This window comes from Desulforhopalus glucosivorans (assembly GCF_054397165.1).
This window is the reverse complement of the sequence record NZ_AP044854.1, coordinates 545,195-568,499: the sequence shown is the minus strand read 5'-3', so window position 1 is coordinate 568,499 and position 23,305 is coordinate 545,195. Positions and strand designations below refer to the sequence as shown.

Annotated in this window: 18 protein-coding genes and 1 pseudogene; 6 read left to right on the top strand and 13 right to left on the bottom strand. The window is 45.1% G+C overall.

What is annotated here, in order from left to right; genetic code table 11:
* Positions 1–58 precede the first annotated feature (58 nt).
* The 5 genes and pseudogenes from ACX6CI_RS02460 to ACX6CI_RS02440 form a co-directional block, all read right to left on the bottom strand.
* A pseudogene (locus ACX6CI_RS02460) lies at positions 59–3,631 on the bottom strand (FAD-dependent oxidoreductase); the annotation flags it as partial.
* Positions 3,628–4,494, bottom strand: coding sequence for a CoB--CoM heterodisulfide reductase iron-sulfur subunit B family protein (locus ACX6CI_RS02455; RefSeq protein ID WP_458776599.1), 867 nt, complete (start codon positions 4,492–4,494; stop codon positions 3,628–3,630). The pseudogene ACX6CI_RS02460 and the gene ACX6CI_RS02455, both read right to left, overlap by 4 nt.
* Positions 4,491–5,054: a 4Fe-4S dicluster domain-containing protein gene (locus ACX6CI_RS02450; protein WP_458776598.1), complete on the bottom strand. Its 564-nt coding sequence runs from the start codon at positions 5,052–5,054 to the stop codon at positions 4,491–4,493. Before ACX6CI_RS02450 ends, ACX6CI_RS02455 begins: the two co-directional genes overlap by 4 nt.
* Positions 5,047–6,594 carry a two-component system sensor histidine kinase NtrB gene (locus ACX6CI_RS02445; protein WP_458776597.1) on the bottom strand — a complete coding sequence of 516 codons (1,548 nt, stop codon included), beginning with the start codon at positions 6,592–6,594 and terminating at the stop codon, positions 5,047–5,049. The genes ACX6CI_RS02450 and ACX6CI_RS02445 overlap by 8 nt, the downstream gene beginning before the upstream one ends.
* Positions 6,595–6,599: 5 nt before the next feature.
* On the bottom strand, positions 6,600–7,481 hold the full coding sequence (locus ACX6CI_RS02440; protein ID WP_458776596.1) for a methylenetetrahydrofolate reductase: 882 nt from the start codon (positions 7,479–7,481) through the stop codon (positions 6,600–6,602).
* Between the two features lie 281 nt (positions 7,482–7,762).
* On the opposite strand from ACX6CI_RS02440, the gene ACX6CI_RS02435 reads away from it, so the two are divergent.
* From ACX6CI_RS02435 to ACX6CI_RS02420, 4 genes are read left to right on the top strand one after another with little or no spacing between them, the layout of a single operon-like run.
* Positions 7,763–8,518, top strand: a complete 756-nt coding sequence (locus ACX6CI_RS02435; protein ID WP_458776595.1) for a SagB/ThcOx family dehydrogenase — start codon at positions 7,763–7,765, stop codon at positions 8,516–8,518.
* Positions 8,519–8,552: 34 nt separating this feature from the next.
* On the top strand, positions 8,553–8,969 hold the full coding sequence (locus tag ACX6CI_RS02430; RefSeq protein ID WP_458776594.1) for an HIT family protein: 417 nt from the start codon (positions 8,553–8,555) through the stop codon (positions 8,967–8,969).
* 51 nt (positions 8,970–9,020) lie between these two features.
* The gene (rd, locus tag ACX6CI_RS02425; protein ID WP_458776593.1) at positions 9,021–9,194 is read left to right on the top strand and encodes a rubredoxin; all 174 of its coding nucleotides are present in this window, start codon (positions 9,021–9,023) and stop codon (positions 9,192–9,194) included.
* Positions 9,195–9,197: 3 nt separating this feature from the next.
* Entirely contained in the window at positions 9,198–9,473 is a 276-nt protein-coding gene (locus tag ACX6CI_RS02420) for a hypothetical protein (protein WP_458776592.1), read from the top strand.
* Positions 9,474–9,571: 98 nt separating this feature from the next.
* Here the strand turns inward: ACX6CI_RS02420 and ACX6CI_RS02415 are convergent, their stop codons facing one another.
* Positions 9,572–12,055, bottom strand: coding sequence for a diguanylate cyclase domain-containing protein (locus ACX6CI_RS02415; protein WP_458776591.1), 2,484 nt, complete (start codon positions 12,053–12,055; stop codon positions 9,572–9,574).
* Between the two features lie 631 nt (positions 12,056–12,686).
* Between ACX6CI_RS02415 and ACX6CI_RS02410 the strand changes: the two genes are divergently transcribed.
* Complete coding sequence (locus tag ACX6CI_RS02410; RefSeq protein ID WP_458776590.1) at positions 12,687–13,397, top strand: substrate-binding periplasmic protein; 711 nt, start codon at positions 12,687–12,689, stop codon at positions 13,395–13,397.
* Positions 13,398–13,458: 61 nt separating this feature from the next.
* Here the strand turns inward: ACX6CI_RS02410 and ACX6CI_RS02405 are convergent, their stop codons facing one another.
* Positions 13,459–15,627 carry an acetyl-CoA hydrolase/transferase C-terminal domain-containing protein gene (locus tag ACX6CI_RS02405; RefSeq protein WP_458776589.1) on the bottom strand — a complete coding sequence of 723 codons (2,169 nt, stop codon included), beginning with the start codon at positions 15,625–15,627 and terminating at the stop codon, positions 13,459–13,461.
* Between the two features lie 526 nt (positions 15,628–16,153).
* Positions 16,154–17,203, bottom strand: a complete 1,050-nt coding sequence (locus tag ACX6CI_RS02400; RefSeq protein ID WP_458776588.1) for a homocysteine S-methyltransferase family protein — start codon at positions 17,201–17,203, stop codon at positions 16,154–16,156.
* 153 nt (positions 17,204–17,356) lie between these two features.
* On the opposite strand from ACX6CI_RS02400, the gene ACX6CI_RS02395 reads away from it, so the two are divergent.
* Positions 17,357–18,256, top strand: a complete 900-nt coding sequence (locus ACX6CI_RS02395; RefSeq protein WP_458776587.1) for a LysR family transcriptional regulator — start codon at positions 17,357–17,359, stop codon at positions 18,254–18,256.
* A gap of 65 nt (positions 18,257–18,321) precedes the next feature.
* Here the strand turns inward: ACX6CI_RS02395 and ACX6CI_RS02390 are convergent, their stop codons facing one another.
* Genes ACX6CI_RS02390 through ACX6CI_RS02370 form a run of 5 tightly spaced genes read right to left on the bottom strand, consistent with a single transcriptional unit; the run spans position 18,322 to position 23,076 of the window.
* A complete protein-coding gene (locus ACX6CI_RS02390; protein WP_458776586.1) occupies positions 18,322–19,518 on the bottom strand; it encodes a pyridoxal phosphate-dependent aminotransferase in 1,197 nt (398 codons plus the stop codon).
* Positions 19,519–19,552: 34 nt separating this feature from the next.
* Positions 19,553–20,938 carry an FAD-binding oxidoreductase gene (locus ACX6CI_RS02385; RefSeq protein ID WP_458776585.1) on the bottom strand — a complete coding sequence of 462 codons (1,386 nt, stop codon included), beginning with the start codon at positions 20,936–20,938 and terminating at the stop codon, positions 19,553–19,555.
* Positions 20,939–20,970: 32 nt separating this feature from the next.
* On the bottom strand, positions 20,971–21,636 hold the full coding sequence (locus ACX6CI_RS02380; protein WP_458776584.1) for an amino acid ABC transporter permease: 666 nt from the start codon (positions 21,634–21,636) through the stop codon (positions 20,971–20,973).
* Position 21,637: 1 nt separating this feature from the next.
* Positions 21,638–22,396 (bottom strand): amino acid ABC transporter ATP-binding protein, encoded by a 759-nt coding sequence (locus ACX6CI_RS02375; protein ID WP_458776583.1) that lies wholly within the window; start codon positions 22,394–22,396, stop codon positions 21,638–21,640.
* Positions 22,393–23,076, bottom strand: coding sequence for an amino acid ABC transporter permease (locus ACX6CI_RS02370; RefSeq protein ID WP_458776582.1), 684 nt, complete (start codon positions 23,074–23,076; stop codon positions 22,393–22,395). The genes ACX6CI_RS02375 and ACX6CI_RS02370 overlap by 4 nt, the downstream gene beginning before the upstream one ends.
* Positions 23,077–23,305 lie beyond the last annotated feature (229 nt).

The following is a 23,305-nucleotide window of genomic DNA, read 5'->3' as shown; positions in this document are numbered from 1 at the left end:
CATATGACTCTATTTTCGCTTTTATATTTCTATCCTCAAATCTGCCAAGGCTAATAGTTTTCGCCGGACATTCTGCTACACAGATGCCACATCCCTGGCATAGTGCCGGGTTAATCTCAGCTGAATGTTCATCATTAATGAATGGAACCCCGTAAGGGCATGCGCGAACACAGGTGAGACAAACAGCACAGTTGGTTGGGTCCACCTTGGAAACGACACCAGACATCTGCAACCTGTCCTGGGCCAACAGTGTCACAGCACGCGCAACAGCCGCCTGTGCCTGGATGATAGTTTCACTACTGCTTTTTGGTCCATGGGCTGTTCCCGCCATAAACAGACCTTCGCTTGGCAGGTCAACGGGGCGAAGCTTTGCATGGGCCTCAATGAAAAAGCCGGTCTCATGCCGTGGTACACGTAACATGGAGGCAAGCTCTTCCGTATCTCGGGCCTTCATTCCAGTTGAAAGCACCAGGATATCAGGGTACAAACGCACCTCCATATCAATGGACGGATCTGTTACACTTATTGAGATGCCACTAGCCTCAGCATTAATTGTTGGTGGATTTTCCAACGGGTCAAAACGAATAAAATTGACTCCAGCACGACGGGCATGGCGATAATCAATTTCACCGTGTCCATAACAACGCATATCTCTGTACAATACGTCTACACGAGTTTTGGGAAACATTGTCTTCAGCTTAAGACTATTTTTTACCGCATGATTACAACACACCCTTGAGCAATAGGGCAAATGTTCGCTGTCTCTGGAACCTGCGCATTGCAACATAACAACCCGCAGATGCTCCCAACCCTCGAGCTCGCTTGTTTCAAGCTTTTCGAGTTCTGCTTCAAAATCTGTTTGGGTCATTACTCTTTCGAACGTATCAAGACCGTGAATCTCAGGCCTATATTCCTGGGCCCCAGTTGCCAGTAAAATTGCACCGTGTTTTAAGGTCCTGGTGGCACCCGAAGGCATCACAATATCAGTTTCAAAGGAACCAACAAAACCACTCTGTTCAACCACCTCACTACTTGTGAAAACCTTAATCCGTTCGTCCTGCATGACCTGCTTACTTAACTCATCAATAAAACCTGCGAACTTTTGGCCATCGCTATTGCGGTGCAGGTTGCGCAGATGTCCTCCCAGGACTGCATCTCTTTCTATTACATACACTCCAAAACCCTGACGTGAGGCCTCCACCGCCGCAGTCATTCCAGCAAGTCCACCACCGACAACCAGAAGCCTTGAATCCACCTCAAACTCCATTTCATCAAGGGGTTCACCGGCTGCAGCATTAGCCACTGCCATCCTGGTCAGACGCTTTGATTTCTCAGTTGCAAGTTCAGGGTCATCGGGGTGTACCCAGCTGCACTGATCACGGATATTTGCCATATCAAAGAAATACTTATTGAGCCCGGCCTGCCTGAGCGTTGATTGAAACAGTGGCTCGTGGGTCGTGGGAGAACAGGCGGAGGTGACCACTCTGTTGAGTCGATGTTCTTTGATGATATCACGCATCCGCTCCTGGGAGTCCTGGGAGCAGGTGTAGAGTGGATGCTCTGCATAGACCACTCCAGGCAGGGTTCTGGCATACTCAGTCACCGCATCGACATCCACCACAGAGGCTATGTTAGTGCCACAGTGGCAGATAAATACACCAATTCGTAACTCATCTTCATCCGTAAACAATAACTCTTCGGGGAGTTGTTCTGCCTCAATCAGCTCTCCACGTGCACCTGCAAGAGCAGCAGATGCGGCTTCGGCGGCACCTGACGCCTCACATACCGTCTCAGGGATATCTTTTGGCCCATTTACAGCGCCACTGACAAAGATTCCGGGTCTTGATGTCGCAAGGGGCTGATACGCATCGGTCACCACAAACCCATACCTATCGAGCTCTATACCAATGGTTTCAGCCAAAGTTTTAACAGGCTTTGGTACCTGGACTCCCACAGAGAGGACCACCATATCAAAGTCTTCTATTCTCCTGTTGCCAGCGCCGTCAACGTATCGTAATTCCAAATCCCCTGTTACGGGATCTTCAAAGATCCGACTCACCATGGCCCGAACAAATTTCACATTATTATCTTTGGCTCTTTCCACATAGTCGTCAAAGTTCTTACCAAAGGAGCGCATATCGATGTAAAAGATTGTAGGCTCAATGGACGAATCATGCTCCCTTGCGATAAATGCTTCTTTGGTTGCGTACATACAGCAGACAGAAGAGCAATAATCCCGATCACATGAGTGATCCCTTGAACCAACGCATTGAATCCAGGCTATCTTTTTAGGATGTTTATTATCGCCTGGCCGTGCAACTGTCCCGGAGGTGGGTCCAGAGGCGGAAAGTAAGCGTTCAAACTCTATACTGGTCACAACATTCTTATACTGCCCATACCCAAACTCACCCCGCATCCTGGCATCAAACACCTCAATACCCGGGGAGAAAATGACTGAGCCCACCTCAATTTCAATTTCTTCTTCTTTAGATTCATAGTGAATTGCTCCTACGCCACAAATTGAGGCGCAGGTCCCGCAGGCACCAGTGCTGAGATGTACACAGCTTTGTTCATCTATGACCGGCACCCGTGGTACCGCCTGAGGGTAGAGGATATTGACCGGTTTTCGGCCATTTAAACCCTCATTGAAATCGTTGCGTAACAGTTGTGGTTCCTTATTTGTCACCTGATCTATTGAAAGATAATTAACAGGGCAGACAGAGACACAGGCACCGCAGACCTGGCAGATATCCTGTCCTGCCTCAATCCCGTCTTCCACCATTTTTAGTGCACCTATATTCATCACCTTGCTACAAGTAATGGCGCAGAGCCCACAACGCACACAACTCGTCCCATCCTGAACTTCCAACTCTTTTTTCAAAAGCTCAGATCTTGCATGTACAGCGGCCCCTAAACTTTTTTCAAGATCGGGTACATTGCTCATGGTAATGGCATTAAACTTTTCAGGACAGGCAACATAACAGGCACCACAGCCAGTACATTTATCCTGATCAATGCTTGCGACACTTTTCTTCTGCCAGGTAACAGCACCCTGTAAACATGAAGAGTAGCAGCCGCCACACATTGAACAGGCCTCTTCATCCACTGTAAAAGTCCATTTATGTCTATCTGTCGCCGTTGGAGGCTTTATGCCTGTAATAGTTTGTTTGACTTTTGCCCGCAGTTTTTTCTTTTTCTCGCCCTCCGCTTGTACTGGAGGAAAGCTGGAAACATGGGTCACCGGACAGACCAGTTCACACAACCCGCAACCGGTGCATTTATCAACATCCACATAACGTGCATGGCGAACAACAGATGCTGTAAAGTTACCAGGATCGCCTTCTATGCCTGTCACCTCACTGTGGGTGAGTAGTTCAATATCCCTGTGTCGTCCCACCTCAACGAGCTTGGGGGAGACAATACACATCGAACAATCATTGGTAGGAAAGGTCTTATCAAGCTGGGCCATCTTCCCGCCGATGGCAGGAGAACGTTCGACCAAATAGACTTTGATACCTGAGTTGGCGAGATCAAGAGCGGACTGCATACCACTAATTCCACCACCAATAACCATTACGGCTCCGGTTGGTGGGCTACTCTTTTTTGGTAAGCCATTGAGATTTGCTTTCATATAGCCTCCTCACTCACCGCCGCCCTGTTGTGTATGATATCTGTTAAAATATCTGGAGAAACCAGATGCTTTTTCTGTTGCTCCGCAGGATAACTGCCGCTGATTGCAGCAACAATTAACTCTGTGGCAAAGAAAACCGGCAACCTGGTTTCCCCTTCTTCTCTTGTAAGCTGTCGCGTCTCCATATTGGCCTGGCACATGGGGCAATCAGTTACCAGAGCTGTAGCCCCCGCCCTTCTTGCAGCACGTGCAATGTCACCCACCAGTTTTTCGGCAATATCAGGCCGTGCCATGGTAAGGCTGCCCGAGCAACACTCTGTTCTGTGCGACCAGCGCACAGGATCTGCACCAATTCCTTCCATGATTCGCTCGAGCGTGTCTGGTGTTTCCCACTGGGGAGCACCTGTTACTTCAGGGTTTCGTAAGGAAAGACAGCCGTAGTAACAGGCGATCTTCAAACCACTGAGATCACTTATCACTTTATCAGTGATGATTTTCTGCATATCAGCGCGAGCGAGTAAGGTACTGATATGAATAATCTCAAAGCCAGGAGAATACTCAGGAACATCCCACTGAGGTGCATTCTTTCTCAGAGCCTTATCAGCAGCCTTCAACCGCTGAAAACAAGCGGCACATGGTACGAGGATATCATTGCCTAAGGTCCCTGCTAAAGTTAAGTTGCGCATGGGGAGTCGCATACCTATCTCATGGTCAGTCATATGGGCAGAAGATGCCCCACAACAGTTCCAATCAGGTATATCAACAAGTTCAATCCCTAAACTAAGACACACCTCACGGACCGAATGATCATAATCTAGCGCCGTTCCCTCAAGGGAGCAGCCGGGGTAGTAAGATAGTTTCATCTGTCATACTCCTTTCCCTTGCCGGAAAAAATATCTTTAATCTCAGACTTCCCAGAAATAGAATGGGGAAGCAGCTTCAATTTTCCTTTGCCAAACATGTTCAGGCCAAGGACCATATCACCTAGAAAATCACGAGACCTTACCTTGTAGGCTGCAATCATCCCCACCTCCCAGGCCCTGCCCCAACGACCTATTGAACCTAAGAATGACTTGTGAAAACTGGCAATTTTAGGTTGGGCAGGTTCTATGCCTTTTCTGAGAGCAAGTTCTCTCAACACATCCATAAGTCCTGTAATATCAATATTATTAGGACAGCGTGTAGCACAGGTTTCACAGGCGGCACACAGCCAGATTGTTTCGGTACCCAAGAGTCGCTCTTCCTGACCATAGGCCGCAAGTCGCACCGCCTGCATCACGCTGATATCGAAGTAATCTCCCACAGGGCATCCGGACGAACACCTCCCGCACTGATAACAGGCCTGGACGTCCACATTTCGAATCTGGAGTTTACGTAAGAACTTGCGATTTCTTTCATCGGGGGAAATAGAGGGTTTAGCCATGGTTTTCTCCCATCAAAGTTTCCATTACAACGGGGAACCTCAAGGTAAAGGTGGTTCCTGATTCCGGCTCAGATACAACACGAATTGACCCTTTATGCTCTTTTACTATGGCGTATGAAACTGACAGCCCAAGTCCTGCCCCTTCGCCTGTTGCCTTCGTTGAAAAGAAAGGATCGAATATTTTTTCGACTAACTCAGGTGGTATCCCATGCCCTGAGTCTTTTATGCTGATCTCTACAAGATCATTGTTCGCTCGAATAGTGCTCGTGATAATCAAATTACCTTTGCCATCCATTGCCTGGGCGGCATTGACGATTATATTCATCACCACCTGATTCAATCTGATCGAGTTGCCATAAATAGGGTGTAGATCTTCGGCTAGCTGCAGGACAAAATCAATGTCCTGAAACAGTGGCTGATGCTGGAGGATAGTGATAGTTTTATGGATCACATCATTGAGATCTGTCAATTCCATTTCATAGCTGGTCTGGTGTGAGAACTCCAGAAGATCAGCTACTATCACCTTACATCGTTCAGCCTCATGTATGATGGTATCCAGGTCCTTACTGAGTATATGATCTTTCCCCAAATCTTCCTGGATCAGATTGGCGTAGAGCATAATGCCTGACATGGGATTGTTGATCTCATGGGCAACCCCTGCTGCAAGCCTGCCAAGCCCGGCCATTTTCTCAGATTGCATTAACATCCGCTGTGCCTGCTGAAGGTCTTCTTCTACCTGCTGAATAGCGCGAAGATCAGTAAACAGACCAAAGGTTCCGATTTCCTCTCCCTGGTCGTAAATGATTCCACCAGAAAAGCTCACCGGGATATCCTGACCATCCTTATGTTTTACTATCATCTCATGGCGTAAGAGTTTACCCTCACCGCCAAAATGCTTACTTCGCATCCTCTTCTTGAGTTCGTACGCCACACCCTCATTATAGAGTTCAGTTACATGAAGATCCCGGGTATCCTCTTCCATGTATCCCAAAAGAGAAAGTGCCTCTTTATTAAAGAGCATGATCCGACCCTGCCGGTCGGAGGCAATTATTCCATCTACTGAACTATCTATCTGATTTTGAAAGAAACTGTTTCTACGGCGCAACTCACCTTCAAGCTGCTTTTGCTGGGTAATATCTATGAAATACAACAGATAGTAATCGAGACAGGACTGAGGAAAGACTGCGACTGCATTTAAAATCCAATGCTCTTCGCCACTATTAAATTCAAGTTCATGACGAATCTTTAAATCATCCTTTTTGCCCTGCAATTTTGCATAATCCTGAATAAGGAGGTAAAAGTCTCCATATTTAGCACCGATAAGTGATTCCAAAGGCTGCCCTGAAAGAGTTCCATACTCAACTCCTAAGAAGCAGCTGGCTGCCGGGTTTGCATGGATAACCCGGTGGTCCGGTCCCACCACCACAACGCCATTTGGAGTCTCTTCCAAAATAGTAGCAAGGTAATTATAGGGCCCTAACTCTTTTTGTAACGATACCGGGTCCCTATTTGCTGTCGAAACAACAAACGAACTCTTCACGTTAATTACCGGCCTATAAGATCGAGATATTCTGGGAGTCTATCCTTCCATCCCATAGCAAGAAGGACAGTTCCATCAACAACAGTATCAAGTTCTTTCATCAGCTCTGCTGCCGCCTCTAACCCGGCATCTTTTTTCACAGGAGCCTGGATCATCTTCTTTAAAAACTCTTGAGGGATTGAAGGTACACCTGGCAAGTTATTAAGGTAACGTACCATTGTGACAGATTTAAGAAACATTACCGAGGTAAACAGCTGTATCCCGGTTTCCTCTGCAAATGGAAGAAACATCTCGATAATATTCAGATCATAGGTTGGACCCAAGGTTACGGATTGCACCCCGTAGCCTTGAAGTTGTTTGAAAAATTCTGCCCGTTCGCGGTTAAAATTAACATCGTCTGAGAGGTCGATAGCCACTCCAACAGTAAAGTCTGTTGCCCCTTCAAGCTCCTCTCCGCCAAGATCTCTACCACTATTGAGCGCCCGCACGCATTTCAACATCGTCACAAGATCAAGATCGCCACTGGTTCTCACCACCGGCTGATCCCCTTCTGCAGGGTCGTTTCCCTCTTTTATGACGATATTTTTTATTCCAAGGGCTGATGCAGACAAAAGGTCTGCCTGAAACGAAATTCTGTTTCGATCACGACCCGTGATGACCATCTCCGGCTCAAACCCATTCTTCTTTAATGCAAGACAGGGAGCAACTGGCGACATTCGCATAATAGCGTGTTCACAGTCCGTGACCCGAACATTATCCAAACGCCCCCGCATCTGGGACGCTGTTTGTAAAAATGAGTCGAGAATGACACCTTTAGGCGGATCAATCTCAGAGATAAGAATGCGAGAAGTACGACTGGAAGAGGTAGTATTTTGGGCAGCGTCCATTGAACCTCCTGTAAGATGATAAAGGGCAAATTACTTTCTTTCTGGAGAATAAAAGGTATCGCAATGCGAAGAACTACAAAACTACAGCAATATATTTATATATCAATTTTATTTAACTATCATTTAAATAGTTTTGCAAGGCAAAATAATTATCCATAACCTCTTTATTTGTTAGCCATAGTTCCCTTGGCAATTGGCAAATTCAGGTTATTGTTCTTTGCTATAAGGACGCAAACATCGTGACATGAAGCCCTCCCACAAGAGACGACAAGGAGCTTAAAATGAATGATCACCATATTCATCGTCAATTCTTAAAAGACAGCCTAAGAAAAACCATCGACTTTCGACAAAGCGATCAACACCGTGGCATACCAGGACCACCCCTTGAAAAACCAGCTCCCAAGGAACTCCCACGAATTGCTTTACCTCAGATGGAAGAATGGAAAACAAACATTAACCAAAAGAGTCTTGTGGACGTTATATCAGAGAGAAAAAGCAGGAGAAGTTTTACAAAAACAGCACTTACCAACTCAGAACTGAGTTTTCTTCTCTGGGCCACCCAGGGACAGAGAAGTCCCGAAAGAGATCAACCCCAGTTTCGAACCGTACCATCAGCAGGTGCCCGACACAGTTTTGAGACCTATCTGTTTATCAACAGGGTTGAGACAATCACACCTGGTCTCTATCGCTTCCTGCCCCTCTCAAATGAACTGGTTCTCCTCTATGAGAGCAAGCCACAACTCATGGATACAATCTCCCAGGCGGCCTTTGGCCAGAAATTTGTGGCAAAAAGTGCTGTCACATTTGTCTGGACGACTATTCCATACCGGATGGAATGGCGATATCTTGACTCGGCACATCGTGTCATCTTACTTGATGCTGGCCACGTATGCCAAAATCTCTACCTTGCCTGTGAAAATATCGGTGCAGGGACCTGTGCCATAGCCGCCTATGACCAGGAAGCAATGGATGATTTACTTCAAGTAGATGGCAATGATGAGTTTACGGTCTATCTTGCACCTGTTGGAAAGTATTAAACACACTCAATATCCGCGAACAGACCGGTGAAATATGGATATAAACAACAATGACATCACTGATGAAAACTGTCTGTTTTGCAGAATGCAATCGGCAGTTAATCCGATCACAGAGTGCAAGACAGCGATAGCTATTTTTGACCAGAATCCGGTCAGCAAAAATCACATACTCATCATTCCACGTCGCCATGTTGAAGACTACTTCTCGCTTACCCGCATGGAAAAGTATCACGCTGACAAACTGATCCATAGGTGCAAGGAGATAATCAGCAATGCCGATTCATCAGTCACAGGTTTTAACATCGGTATAAACTGTGGCGAATCGGCAGGACAAACCATATTTCATTGTCATATCCACCTCATTCCGAGGCGAGATGGTGACACTCCAGCGCCACGCGGAGGAGTAAGGGGTGTCATTCCTGATAAAATGAATTACCCTGTTGCTGAATAAACAAGGCTTGTGTAAACGTAATGTTACAAAATCATTTTTAAAGGAACCATTATGGATAAATATATTTGTGCTCTTTGCGGCTATGTTTATGACCCAGCCCTGGGGGACCCTGATGAGGGAATTGATCCCGGTACTGCTTTTGAGGATCTTCCAGACAGTTGGACATGTCCGGTATGCGGTGCATCCAAAGAAGATTTTTCTAACCCTACTAGAAAGAATCTATAATAAATGCAACTTGATCCAAAAGCGTACAATCTACCCCCAAGGACGAAACTTGCCAAGATCGCCGAGGATACTATCGGGATTATCGTAGATCGCAAGAGCAGGATTATTATGTCCGACGGGAAGAAGCTTTTTGAAAAAGTTCAAGCTATCAGAGATGTAGCACCCTCAATTAAGGTCAGTATAGTAACCACGGCACCTGTTTGCAGTAAAACCAGAGTTTTTCTCAAACAATCCGATATACACCTACAGGAAATAAGCGATCTGCCGTGGCCTGCATGACGAAGAAATTTACTTAGAGATGTGCAACAGAATCATCTTTGACAGGTTCATCAAGGTTTTTCGCGAAAGCCAAATCAGGACGTAAACGTATACAAGAACTACCTTTTCTTAGCCATTTTATGTTTATACATATTGCTGTCCGCCTTCTCAATGAGAACCTCGGCAGAGAGCGGCTTTGCTGGATCGAGTTCTACGAAACCGTAGCTTATCCCGGTATTTCCCGAGAGTATTCCTAACTGTTTCTTTTGCTGAAACTCATTGTAAATATAGTTCCATAACTCATCAATCTTTTCTTTAGAACAATGGGGCAGGACGATGACAAACTCATCCCCTCCCACCCTGCACAGAATATCTCCGGAACGTATATGGCGCTGCACAATCTTCACCACCGTAGTAATATAAGTATCCCCCGCCTTATGCCCTTCATCATCATTTACCTGCTTGAGATTATCCAGATCAAAATAACAGACAACCAGAGGTTGATTATCAGCCACACCCTGCTCAATATTTCTTTCCAACGACTGCATAAGAAAGCTTCTATTTTTGGTCCCTGTGAGGGAATCAGTCTCCGCCCTTTCTGAGAGAACTTTTTGCCGTTTGCTCTGAAAAACTATCTTACCTGCCTGGGAGGCGACAAGCAGGACAAGTATAAAAATCACAACAACAATGGTGTAAATAAGATCAGGATATTGATCAAACAGAGATATCGGCTGATTTAAGACCTCCACTTTATCTGAGAAATCCTTATCCTCAAGGCCAAAACGCAGGAGAACATTGTAATCAAGCGTTGCTCGCACCGGGCTCTTTGTCATTACAGGTAGAGATCTGATATCCTGGCCATCCAAGAGTGCAACAGCAAGATCTCCTGCCAGATGACCCTGATCAAAACCACTGGTTATTACTCCCCCAAGAATTCCCTCCCCACTGTAAAAATCCCAAAAACCAAGAACAGGCCGAGATGACGCCTCTGAAACCATTGCAACACTCTGTCGGTAAGAGAATCGATGATTATTTTTGTCTTTGGTAAACGACATAAGCAATACAAGCGTTTCATCACCGAGTAACGACAATCGTTGTTGCAGGGCCTGCATAGATGTCTTCGGTATAAAATCCACCCTTACATAATCTGGTAATTGGGGCAGCACATCGGTTAAACGCTGTACATTTGCCTTACCAGTAGTGGTGTCATCATTCACCACAAGAATGTTCTTAGTGTCTGGAAAAAGAGTCAGACCCAGTTGCATCGTCCCTAGAATATCATACGACTCAACGACACCTGTAATACCTTGTTCTTGGAGAGAATCGGTGTTTTCCAGATAATTCACACCACAAAAGACAACAGGCACTCCCTCAAAAAGAGTAGAGCGGTGACGCAGTATAAAGTTATAAGCGTTATCATCTGAAACAACTATCGCATCAAGTGGTGTCTGCGCGTATTTATGTGCGATTGTTTTAGCCAACATCAACATGTAGGCACTACTGGAATACCTTTTGGTATCCATATATTCAACAAAGGTCGTAACAGTTAGATTTGATTCCGCAAAACTCTCTTCAACCCCTTCCATAATTGCGCGTGTCCAGGCATTATCAGCAGAGTAAGAATTCAAAACCAGGACATTTTTCTGACTGGTATATTTAATATTTTCAACAATTGCTGACTGGGGCAGTTTATCCACAGGCAGATTAAAACGCTGCATGGCACTATAATCAAAGACTACACGATTACCTCCCTCAAACTCTATTGGAAGACTTTCAACAGAGCTCCCCTGCAAAATCTGCAAACCAAGCTTCGCGGCAGCCTGCCCCTGAAGATGCCCGGAGGTCATAACACCCCCTACAACGCCATGATTAAAATAAAAATCCCATACACTATACACAGGAACAGAGCTGGCCTTTGTTAGGACCTCAGCGGTTTGGGCAGGGTCGTAGTATATTCCATTTTTATCACGCAGATATGCAAGCAACAGTACAATGGTATCACTTGGCAGCTTATGAAGCTCTGCTGCTAACTGATCAAGAGGTAAATCGTCAAGGCGGGTGACTTCAAACCTGCCTCCACTCTCGTGAAGAAACCGGTCAAACTCTAAACCAATGCTATTCCCTGTCGTGGTTTTATCATTTACTATGACTATTTTTTGGGTTTTTGGCTGTAACTGCAGGGCAAGGTCAACAGTCTGCTTAATATCAGCATATTCAAGGACCCCGGTTAGGTTATGCTCCTTTATCTGCGTGTCGTTGTGACTCCTATTTGCTCCGCAAAAAACGATGGGTACATTTGGAAATAAAGTGCTGCGAACAGACATCAGATAATCAATAGCGTTATCATCGCTTGCAAAAATCAGATCAAATTTTTCGTTAGAAAACTTCAGATCATACACCCTTGAAAGCTCAGCGAGATATCTGCCTGAGCTGTTTCTCTTGGTGTCCATATACTCGACACGGATTTCAGCCTCTGGGAATTGAAGCAACACGTCGCTCTCAATACCATCGAGGATCTGATCTGACCAGCTATAGCCTTTATGATATGAATTAAGGATAAGTATTTGTGGTGCAGTTGTCTGATGTATACTTTCAGCAGCCACGGGAAGACTGCTCAATAATAATATTAGTAGGCAACGTAGAAATGTCAGCATGTTAACACAGGTGTACAAATATATTCCAGGTGGTCAAAAGAGAAACTGTTACACAATCATTGTATCCTGACAGGGTATCACTTTTTCTGTGACAATCGCAAAAATTATCTTTTCATTATCCCACCCAAAAGCAACATTTTATTGCAATAGGCCTACCCCGTATTTCTCATCAATAAATTTTTCCGCAGGTCGAGGCACAAGCCACGCCGGCGTAGTAAACTACTCCAAGTGGTTTGTAACGCTGTACCTGCGGAGAAATCTTTTGACCCGAAGGGTGGGCTTTTTGATTTCAAACAAAAAACATACTGTTATTTGCGGCAGTCATTTTTAATTAATAAATTATACAGTTAAGCTTGTGTCGTAAAAGCTCATGAGAAATGCGGGCTAAGAAATCAGGCCAATACTAGTACACGCATTCGACTCTGTTTTAGACCAAACAAAATGATAATTGATCTCAAATTTGGTATAATTCTCATATAAAGACAACAGGTCAATAGCTTTCAAACAGATTCCAAGGAAAATGGTAACCGCCAAACCATTGGGATTCCCCCATGAATTAGATTTTAAAACAAGGCCTTACATGGGTATATTACCACTTTGCCATATGCTTGCCGACAAGCTCCTCAATCCCACTTCGCGGGGTAAAACAGTACAATTGGCCCTGGGAGAATACCCGCCCTATTATTCGAAAAAAATTGCTCAACTCGGCAGAATTCCAGAGACAACGACTTCCATCTTCGCAAAACAAGACATGAGGGTACAGTACAGTTGGCACCCTTGGACCAGGGCATATGAGTTAGTAAAAAACGGAGAGTATGACGGCTCATTTACAAACGTGAAAACTCAAGAAAGGGAAGATGAATTTTATTTCAGCGACCCGATACTGCAGAGCGACACACTATTCTTCCATCTTAAAAAAACATTTTTCAGATGGCATAGTATCGCGGATCTTCAAGGCACAACCATTGGGGCCACACTAGGTTCTGCATATACCCCTGACTTTACTGAGGCAGGAAGAAAAGGAGAAATCAATATTGACTGGGCCTCTGATGATATTCTCAATTTCAGAAAATTATTTATGGAACAAATAGATATATTCCCCATCAGTAAAGATGTTGGCCTTCACAAACTAAAAGAGCATTTTTCACCCAGTGACATAAGAAAACTAACATGGTCCCGAACACCATTGGTTTCACATTCCACCTACCTGATCTTCTCTAAAAAGAACCCTGACAACAAGCAACTCATGCAACTCTTTAATGATGGCTTACAATCAGTTGTAACATGGTGATTCTCTCTTGGGACTCAACAACAATCTAAATATGCATATATGGAACTTGCCGGGCAAGACCCTAGATTGTTCCATGGGCCCTCATGGCAGATAACACAACTTTTCGCATTATTTTTTCTTTAGGGTTTTTGGGAGTATCCAATTGCATTCTCTCTAAATAAGGTTTGGCGCCAGGGGGAACGGGCCTGAACATTTCAGCAACAATACCTCGTATAACAGCTGGCTTCTTCTTTGCCGCAAAACTCTTCAGCGAACCACCCAGGGTAATTTCTTCTGGTGTAAAATCGGTCCCAAACGGAAAGGCTGCAAAATGTCCATCAGCCTGATACGGTTTAAGCATTGCATCGATTCTCTCAGGAAAATTCTGTTTATACTCAGGGGCCAGTTCAAAGTCCGAAGCGAGCTTTCCATGACGTTTTGCTTCCTTAATCAACTCGTCCTGAAAACGTGAATCCGTTATCTTTAAAATCTCTTCAACGATTTTTGAGTCAGGCTTCCCTCTCACATCAGCAATACCATATTCCGTTACAATTATGTCTCTGAGATGCTTTGGTATTGAGGTGTGTCCATAATGATAGACAATATTTGATTTGATCTTCTTGCATGCATTTCTGGTACTGCGAATCATCATAATAAGTCTGCCATCCGGGAGGGCATGGGCCATTGAGACAAAATTATATTGCCCTCCTATACCACTGACGACCCTTCCACACTCAAGGGTAGAGGAAGTAATAGCACCGAAGACATTGACCATCATGCCCGCATTAACAAAACGCCCATCTTTTCTTTGCAGTGTTCGAAGTTCCTCATTGCCGTAGAGTTGATTCACCTTTTCAACCCCCGACATACCAAACTGCATCCTCTCCTCTTCACTCATTGCATTTAGAGCCTTATAAAAGGAACGGGGACCGATAAAAAATGCACCAAGTATGACCTTACCGCGCTTCAGCTTACGACCAAGAACAGTCTTTATCTGAGTCAGGTTCTCGTCAATTGAAAAATCACAGGATATTTTTGTTTTTCCATCAATAATCTCACCATCTTTAAATGTAAGACCGTCTTTTAAAATACCGTATTTAGACAACATTTTAAAATCTTTTACCGTTAGTATGGTGTGTATACCTTCGATTTCAAGAAGAGATTCGATAATATCATCAGGAATTGTATCCCCAGTAAGCTTCCCATTATTTATTAACTTCATGACTGGTATGCAGTCGTAGACTTTTCTCTTTAGAACACCACTTTTATAGAGCTGAAGAAAAGCATCAACAAACATTTCAGAAGATCCGTACAATCCTTGGTCAAAGGTTCCGGTCCCTCCAATTTTTTCTATCAAACCATTATATTGATCAGCAATACCTGTTGACTGCAAAACAGTGTTATATACTTTATTTTCATTCTGTCTCATGCTCAGACCAGCAGCAATGGCATCACCAAGAGCGCCGATCCCCACCTGAAGCGTTCCCCCATCTTTTATCAAAGAACTGACGTGGAGACCAATTGCATGGTCTCGCAGGCTTACTGCTTCTTTAGGAGGACCAAACAAAGGATAGTTAAACTCTGGTCCTTCAAGCAAAATATCATACTGATCGCCTTCAAAGACCGCATCTCCATACATGAAAGGCAACGTGGTATTAACTTCTCCAATGATTGCAACCTTCCCGCCTTCTGCCCTCTTCTTCTGCAATTCCTCTATTGCGTTAATGCATATATCGGTGTTGCATCCCATGGAGTACATCATCTTTCCGTCTATTTCACGACTTGAAATAAGCTGGCCAAAGACGTTGCATCCAAAATCGATGGCATCACGTATCACATGGGTATAATTCGAATTAAGGTGGTTTCTCTGGGCCTGTGGTGTTTCCATGTATCCACCGGCCTTATTAAAGAATTCGTAAATTTCAACATTTTTAGGGAGATTACCGGCGCGAAAATCATGCATGTAATCAAAGGCGGGAGTACCATCAAAAATCCGATCGACCAGAGGCCCCATAAATCGTCTCTCAATTTCACTTTTTATGGGAGGTCGCTCAAGAGCCAGGGCTGTAACAATATTGAGTTTAATGGTGGAATCTTCTTTTGCCCTTCGATACAACTCGTTAATGAACAAAACTGGCTTTCCAAGGGCTAAGGTCATTGCAAAACTGATCTCATTGCCCATATATGCGAGCACATCATCAACACTTTTCTGCACGTCACTGTAAATAACACCTGTCTTTCCGTTCATCATCCACCTATACAATTCATTGATTAAAAGGTGACCCGACTGATCGATGGGTTAGTTTATTTCTGGGTTGCGCAATATATTCTGTTCTCGGTACTGCTTTCTAGCAAAAGGGAGTATCCCCAATTAAGACCTTTATCCTTTAGTTCTTTTAATGGCGACTACAATCGTGCATAGCCACATAATTAAATGAATCCAAGCATACTATCCCAAACGATAGCCGCAATCAATCTTTATCTTTACGTAAGGGTTAATTAAAAGTGTAGTTGTGAGAAGGATCGTTAAAAAGATAATAATGGGGCTGAACCAAACGATACACCGACGGTAAAATACCTTGCAGTAAGATCAGCAGTTAAGCCCAAATGCTATAGAGTATTGTTGTGACTTTTACAGGGGGAGGACTAAACAATGGGGGGATTTTTTTACACTCTGTTTGCATAAGGCCACCGTCGTTATGTTATGCAGATCTTGAAACAAAGATCAGCACACAACGTCAGTGGCCTTTTTAGTTCCAGTCAGCGAATCATTTAGACTAGGCCTTATCTCCTAATGCCTTTATATGCTCTGGCAAACGATCATTGGAGCCGTACATGAAATGGTTGGCCATATTTTCTGAAAACCTGCTGGCCTCTGTCGTCAGCCCAACGGCTTCTGCAACCTGACGTATATGAATGGGTGCAGCACCACAACAAACACCAAGGTAATTAATTCCCAGTTCATATGCTTCTTTTGCGAACTCACCGATCTCATATCGATTACAGTAGAGAGGGTCAAGTGCCGTTGGAAAGGTTCTTCCGTGGGGAGCAGGACAGGTACACGATGCATGGTCCGAGAGGTTAAAAAATGTCGGTTCAGTCTCATTGGTTCGATACGGTATGGGAAGTGCTCCCACATGGCATGAGAGCGCCTTACGGATCTCGCGTAGATAGGGCAGCATTGTTTCTGGGCCACGAAAGCAGTTCATCCCCACAACATTTGCACCACGCTGCTCCAACTCCTTACAGGTATCAACGATGGAAATGTTATCCATCATATGGTTTTCTGCCATGGGCGCGATGGTGACCACTGCCGGAAGCCCTGAAGCTTGAATGGCCTCCAGTGCGGCGTAGGCCTCTGCTGCATAATAGAAGGTCTCACCAATAATTATATCAGCCCCTTCTTCAACAGCCCAGCCCACCATCTCGTCAAACATTTTTCGTACTTCCAACTGCTTAACTTTATCTTGAGGGTCCCATATATTGGTGTTGGAGATGTTCCCAGCCATTAAATTTCCAGGCTTTGACGTTGCCACCTTTTTGGCAACCTGCAGGGCCGACCTGTTTAGTGGCTCTAACAGATCTTCCTTGCCGATTACACGCATCTTCTCCCTGTGCCCGTTATAGGTAAAGGCCTCTACAATATCCGATCCAGCCCGCTGAAAATCACGGTGCAATGCTTCCAGTGCTTCCGGATACTCCAGGGCTACTTCCGGGACAAACTCCCCTGCGGTGAGATAACCACGTCGCTCCAGTTCAAAAAGAAAGCCTTCAGCACAAATCACCGGGCCCTCATCGAGTTTTTCTACCAATATATTTGACGACATTTGCTGTCTCCCTCTATTGTATCATTTCAAAATTTCATATAATCCAAGGTAATACCGGTCTGGCATTCGCTGTTAACTGATACAATAGCCATTTTAATTCATGATTTAAAATGGTAGTATTTCATCATTCCATGAATTTAACTCATACATACAATGCTAGAACGCTCACACCTGGAAATAATCCGTGAAATCGACCGTCAGAGAACACTGACTGATGCCGCAGCAGCCCTGCATCTTAGCCAATCTGCACTGAGCCACTCCATCCGAAAGCTCGAACACCAGAGCGGTGTGAAGATCTGGTTAAAACAGGGCAGAACCCTCGAGTTTACCGATACAGGTCACTTTCTACTGAATCTTGCCAACAGAATCCTTCCTCAGTTCGAGCACGGAGACAGCGCACTCACCCGCTTTTCAAATGGTAAAAAAGGTACTCTCCGAATCGGTATGGAATGCCATCCATGTTACCAGTGGCTCCTTACAATTGTTTTGCCCTACCTGCAGCAGTGGCCGGAAGTTGATATGGATATAAAAAAAGACTTTCAGTTTGATGGGTACAATGCTCTCAAAGATCATGAGACAGATCTGCTCATCACTCCAGACCCATACAATGATGATGACCTCATCTTTACCCCGGTTTTTCCCTACGAGATGGTGCTGGTTGTGGCAAGAGACCACAGACTAGGAAAGAAAAGTCATGTAACTCCAGAGGAGCTGAAAAACGAGACACTCTTTACCTATCCGGTGGAGACTGAACGGCTGGATATTTTTACTCACTTTTTAATGCCTGCGGGATGCAGGCCAGCCCACCACAAAGTTATTGAAGACCATGAAATAATGATCCAGATGGTTGCAGCAAAAAGAGGAGTAACGGCACTACCGAACTGGATGGTTGCAGGCTATACCGAACTACTGCCAATAAAAGCCCTTCGGCTAGGCAATTCAGGCCTTCATAAAAAGCTCTACACAGCTATACGAACAACAGATAGTGACGTAACCTATATTCAGGATTTCGTCTCTCTTGCAATGGCTATTGCAGATGAGGATTCGAACTAACCGAGAATGTATAGCTTTAGAAACGTTGCAAAATATCCATTTTATTTTTTTGGGAGGGCTGTGAGTTACTTTCCCGCCACTCCAAGCCACTTCTCAATTCGATCAAAGGCCTCATTTATAACCTCTGGCTCACCACCAAAGGAAAGACGCAAGTGCCCCTCTCCACCTGTACCAAATGCTCCGCCAGGTATTGTTATGACCTTCGCTTCTTCAAGGACTCTGGTGGCAACCTCCTGGGAAGATTCAGCTGAAAAAAGGTACTTTGCCATCACATAAAACGCACCTTTAGGTGGAACATATGAAAAGTAGTCTTTGAGCCGGTCTAACCTATTGCAGCAGAGCTGCCTCCGTTCAACCAGTTGTTCTCGCATTTCATCTATACAGCTCTGATCACCCTCAAGAGCTGCAAGGGCTGCAAACTGAGAAGGTGTAGGAGCACAGATCGCCGTTGCATCGTGGACTTTCATGATCTGCTCCATCCATCCGGCAGTAGCTGTTACCCAACCCACCCGCCATCCGGTAAGGGCATATTTTTTAGACAAGGAATAGATCGAAATTACATTGTCGCGAAACTCATCCATCCCAAGCGGACTACACGGCTCTTCGCCGCCGTAAACGATATAGTCATAGGCTTCGTCTGTTATCACAACAAAGTTGTAGGCAACAGCAAGTTTACAAAGAGCTAGTATCTCTTCATCTGAGAAAACGGTACCCGTTGGATTGCCAGGGTTACAGATCATTATGGCACGGGTTTTAGGAGTTATGGCCTTTTCAATTGCGGTAAGGTCAAGCCCCCACTCGCCGGTAAGGGGTACATGTTTTGGAGTGCCACCTGCCAGGAGAACCTGCTCGATATAGGAGGCGTATGTTGGCGTCGGTAGAATGACCTCATCCCCCTCATCCACAACAGTCATAACTGTTGCCAGAAGAGCTTCCATTCCTCCAACAGTTACACAGACCTCGCTTTCTGGATCTATGGATATATTTTTCTCTCGCAACAGATAATCGGCAATACTATGTCGCAACTCACCCATTCCGGTCTGCAGGGAATATTTGCCACTATTTGTATCTTCAGCCAGAACCTTTGTGACCGCCTCAATAATATGTGCAGGAGTACCAAAGGATGGGACACCTTGACCAAGGGACACGCAGCCACCAATGCGAGCAGCAATTATTGCCATCTCCTTAGTGGCTGATGTGGCGATATTTTGTACTCTTTGGCTCACCTGACAATGGTGTTTTTCAGTTGCTTGACTGTCCATAAATTTCAATCGATTGGCTTACGTATTGATGGGATTAGACAAATATCTTTCCAGGGTTGAGTATCATATTGGGGTCAAATAACTTTTTTATATCCCGCTGCAGGGTAATGGAATCTGAAGCAAGCTCCATTTCAATATATGCAGCTTTAGCGATACCAATACCATGTTCTCCTGAGATCGTGCCTCCCAACTGAAGAGTCAACTCAAGCAGAGCCTTTGTTCCCTCCCAGGCAAGAGCCTCTTGGCCAGCATCCTGGGTGGTAATATTGAGATGAATATTACCATCCCCTGCATGACCAAAGGCAAAGACTTCAAAACCGTATTTTTCTTCGTACTCTGGTAATGCCCCCACAAGCTCTGCTATGGCCGAGATGGGCACCACTATATCCTCTGGGATATAAAGCTTGGCGTAGTCATGGATACGCAGACTGACCTGCCTTCTTGTGGCCCAGATCTTCTCTCGTTCCTCGCTGGTTTCAGCTCTAATTAAATCTACAGCGCCTTCAGTCTTCACAAGGGTACAGAGTGTTTCACTCTCTTCTTTGATCTGTTTTTCAGGCCCATCTATTTCAATGATAAGCAGAGACGGCTTACCATCAGGAAGGGAAAATGGTAACAATTCTCCGATGAGTGATAGACATTTATGATCCAGAAATTCGATGGCACTTGGCAGATATCCCTTACCAAGAATGGCCGCCACAGCGTTCATAGCGGACACCATATTATCAAACACACACATGAGCCCGGTTGTACCAACCGGTTTCGGAAGCAGCTTCAAGGTCAAAGAAGTTATGATACCAAGGGTTCCTTCACTTCCCACAAGCAGATTGGTGAGGTCGTAACCCACAACACCTTTTCGTGTCTGAACTCCGGTGCTGATCAACTTTCCACTGGGTAGAACCGCCTCAAGGCCAAGAATATAGTCACGGGTGGTACCATATTTCACACAGGCGGGACCACCGGCATCGGTTGCAGCGTTTCCGCCAATGGTGCTCTGGTCCATTCCGGCTGGGTCAGGTGGGTAAAACAGCCCTTTAGCACTGGCACTATCACGAACATCCTGACTAATAGCCCCCGGCTCCACCTTCATCAGAAGATTTTCGGTATCTATGTGTACAATCCGGTTCAACTTGATTGTGGACAGCACTAAACCACCGCAATTTGCAAGACAGCCACCAGCAAGACCAGACCCACCACCCCGTGGAGTAACGGGAAAGCCATGGATATTTGCAAGCTCCATAACTGCCTGAATATCAGCCACACTCTGGGCCTCTATAACGAGCTCGGGTTTATATTCCAAACTGGACACATCCCGGGAATATTTGTCAAGCTCAGCCGGGTCAGAGACAATCGATCCAGGAGATATCCTTTGATGGATTGCAGCTACAATATCGCTGTTAATAGTTGAATACTGAGGCATAATAGATGAGTGTTATTAAAAAAAGAAAGACATCAGCCCTGGCCAAAACCTGGAACATGCAGGTATTTTTCTACTCTTTTGAGTAAGAAGATGGCAAGGGTGACCAGGGCAAGATAATAGAGCCCGATAAGCCCAAAGACCTCGGTGAAACGAAAATACTCGGTGGCAATGGTTTTCCCCTCACCTGTCAACTCTATGCAGGTGACAATAAATGCCAGGGAAGAATATTTTATCAGGTAAATTATTTCGTTACCACAACCGTGGATTGCCCGCCGGACAGCCTGGGGAATAATAATCCAGAAAATCGACTGAAACGTTGTGAAGCCAAGGGCCTGAGCGCCAAGGTACTGCCCCCGTTTAATGGAAAGTAACGCCCCACGCACATACTCAGACTGGTAGGCCCCGCTACAAAGCGTAAAACCAATTACCGCTGCAATATAGGGAGACAGGTAAATACCTACATTTGGCAAACCAAAATAGAGCACGAACAGTTGTACAACCAGAGGAGTACCCCGAAAGACTGCGGCGTAGGCGTCAGCACATTTTCTAACAAAGGTGTTGCCAAAAGTACGCACAGAACCTGCAAGGATACCGATCAATACGCCGCCGATTGCAGAAGGTACAATAAGAGCAACTGACATAAGCAGTCCTCTGTTCAAACTCGTCAGCAACTCCTGGTAAAAAGGTGACAATTCCACGCTATCCCTCCACCACCGAAAGCTCGTTCAATCGGTCACAAAACCCTTGGGATTTACTAGAGTTACCTGAAGACAGGAGTTCTGCCGGACTTCCCTGCTCGACAATTTTTCCATTCTCCATAAAGAGAATCTCATCGGCTAAGCCGGAGATAAGACTAATCTGATGGGTCGCCATTATCATGGTCATCCCTTTTACTGCCAGTCCTTTAATAACCGCAATAACTTCGCCAATAAGTTCTGGATCAAGGGCGGAGGTTGGTTCATCAAGCATCAGGACCTTTGGGTCCATTGCAAGCGCACGGGCAATGGCAACCCGCTGCTTTTGTCCACCTGAGAGTTGCGCTGGATACAAATCCCCTTTATCACCTAGACCAACCTGTTCTAATTCCATCCTGGCCCGTGTCTCCGCCTCTTTCTTACTCACTTTTTTTACCTTACGAAGAGCAATAGTGATATTGTCGATGGCATTAAGATGGTCAAAGAGATTGAAATCCTGAAAAATCATACCAACCTGCTGTCGAAGGCGATACAGATCCTTCTTACTGGAAAAATCTATATTACTATTTTCCAGTGTAATTTCGCCATCATCAGGGATGACCAGACAATTTACACATTGCAGCAAGGTACTTTTTCCCCCGCCCGAAGGACCGATCAGCACCTTGATTTCCCCCTTGGCAAGCTGAAAACTCACACCACCCAGGATAGTCTTACCATCAAAGGATTTCGTAATATTATGGGTGCTTAGAATTGGGTCTGTCATGATTTGTTTCCTTCGTGAGAATATCCGGGGATACTAAGATACTGTTCCAGTTTCCTAAGAGCTATAACTCCAGCCCAGGTGAGCAAAAAGTAAATTAACCCTGCAGCAATATAGAGCGACAGATGTTGATACGTGCGGGACGCCACAAACTGGGTTCTTGCCATAATCTCAGGAGCACCAATAACAAAGGCAAGAGCAGAGTCTTTTAAAATAATAGAGTACTCATTGGACCAGGCAGGAATCGACATCCTCAAAATCTGCGGCAACACAATATTGCGTATCGCCTGGCCATTACTCATGCCAAGTGCACTTGCTGCCTTGAACTGTCCTTGTGGCAGGGAAAGAATAGCTCCCCTGAAAATATTTGCCTGATAGGCCCCAGTGGTCATACCGAGAACAATTGTCACAGATGCAAAGGCACTCAGATTCAAATTCAGATAGGTGAACAATCCAAAGTAGAAAAGAAAAAGCAGTACAACGACAGGCACCCCACGAAATATCCAGACGTAAGCGGAGAGCAAAAACTTGATGTACCGATTCCCATACACCAAACCGACTGCCATAAAAATACCGATAAAAAGGCCCAGAAGCATTGCAGAAACAACGATGCCTGCAGTGAGAGACGCACCCTGAAGTAAGTATGGCAGGGAATCAATGATTACAGAGATGGCGTTTTGCATGGGTTTCCTTCAATAAGGATACTTAAGAGATGTTTAACAGTACGGCTGAACCGTACAATCTTACTGGCGTCGGAAGGTAAAATACAGCGACTTTTCCTGCAAGGAAATAATACAGTTTCTCACTCAACAGTGCGGTTGAGCAAGAGGCGAAGTAATGCCTGGAGGAAAGATGGTACATCGAGGTAGGTTGTGTATGAGCCTGAAATTACTTAAACAACAGAAAAAAGAC

Bases quoted from the DNA above. Each gene is read 5' to 3' on its own strand.
- ACX6CI_RS02455 (WP_458776599.1), bottom strand. From the start codon at position 4,494: ATGAAACTATCTTACTACCCCGGCTGCTCCCTTGAGGGAACGGCGCTA.
- ACX6CI_RS02450 (WP_458776598.1), bottom strand. From the start codon at position 5,054: ATGGCTAAACCCTCTATTTCCCCCGATGAAAGAAATCGCAAGTTCTTA.
- ACX6CI_RS02440 (WP_458776596.1), bottom strand. From the start codon at position 7,481: ATGGACGCTGCCCAAAATACTACCTCTTCCAGTCGTACTTCTCGCATT.
- ACX6CI_RS02435 (WP_458776595.1), top strand. From the start codon at position 7,763: ATGAATGATCACCATATTCATCGTCAATTCTTAAAAGACAGCCTAAGA.
- ACX6CI_RS02430 (WP_458776594.1), top strand. From the start codon at position 8,553: ATGGATATAAACAACAATGACATCACTGATGAAAACTGTCTGTTTTGC.
- rd (WP_458776593.1), top strand. From the start codon at position 9,021: ATGGATAAATATATTTGTGCTCTTTGCGGCTATGTTTATGACCCAGCC.
- ACX6CI_RS02420 (WP_458776592.1), top strand. From the start codon at position 9,198: ATGCAACTTGATCCAAAAGCGTACAATCTACCCCCAAGGACGAAACTT.
- ACX6CI_RS02410 (WP_458776590.1), top strand. From the start codon at position 12,687: ATGGGTATATTACCACTTTGCCATATGCTTGCCGACAAGCTCCTCAAT.
- ACX6CI_RS02405 (WP_458776589.1), bottom strand. From the start codon at position 15,627: ATGATGAACGGAAAGACAGGTGTTATTTACAGTGACGTGCAGAAAAGT.
- ACX6CI_RS02400 (WP_458776588.1), bottom strand. From the start codon at position 17,203: ATGTCGTCAAATATATTGGTAGAAAAACTCGATGAGGGCCCGGTGATT.
- ACX6CI_RS02395 (WP_458776587.1), top strand. From the start codon at position 17,357: ATGCTAGAACGCTCACACCTGGAAATAATCCGTGAAATCGACCGTCAG.
- ACX6CI_RS02390 (WP_458776586.1), bottom strand. From the start codon at position 19,518: ATGGACAGTCAAGCAACTGAAAAACACCATTGTCAGGTGAGCCAAAGA.
- ACX6CI_RS02385 (WP_458776585.1), bottom strand. From the start codon at position 20,938: ATGCCTCAGTATTCAACTATTAACAGCGATATTGTAGCTGCAATCCAT.
- ACX6CI_RS02375 (WP_458776583.1), bottom strand. From the start codon at position 22,396: ATGACAGACCCAATTCTAAGCACCCATAATATTACGAAATCCTTTGAT.
- ACX6CI_RS02370 (WP_458776582.1), bottom strand. From the start codon at position 23,076: ATGCAAAACGCCATCTCTGTAATCATTGATTCCCTGCCATACTTACTT.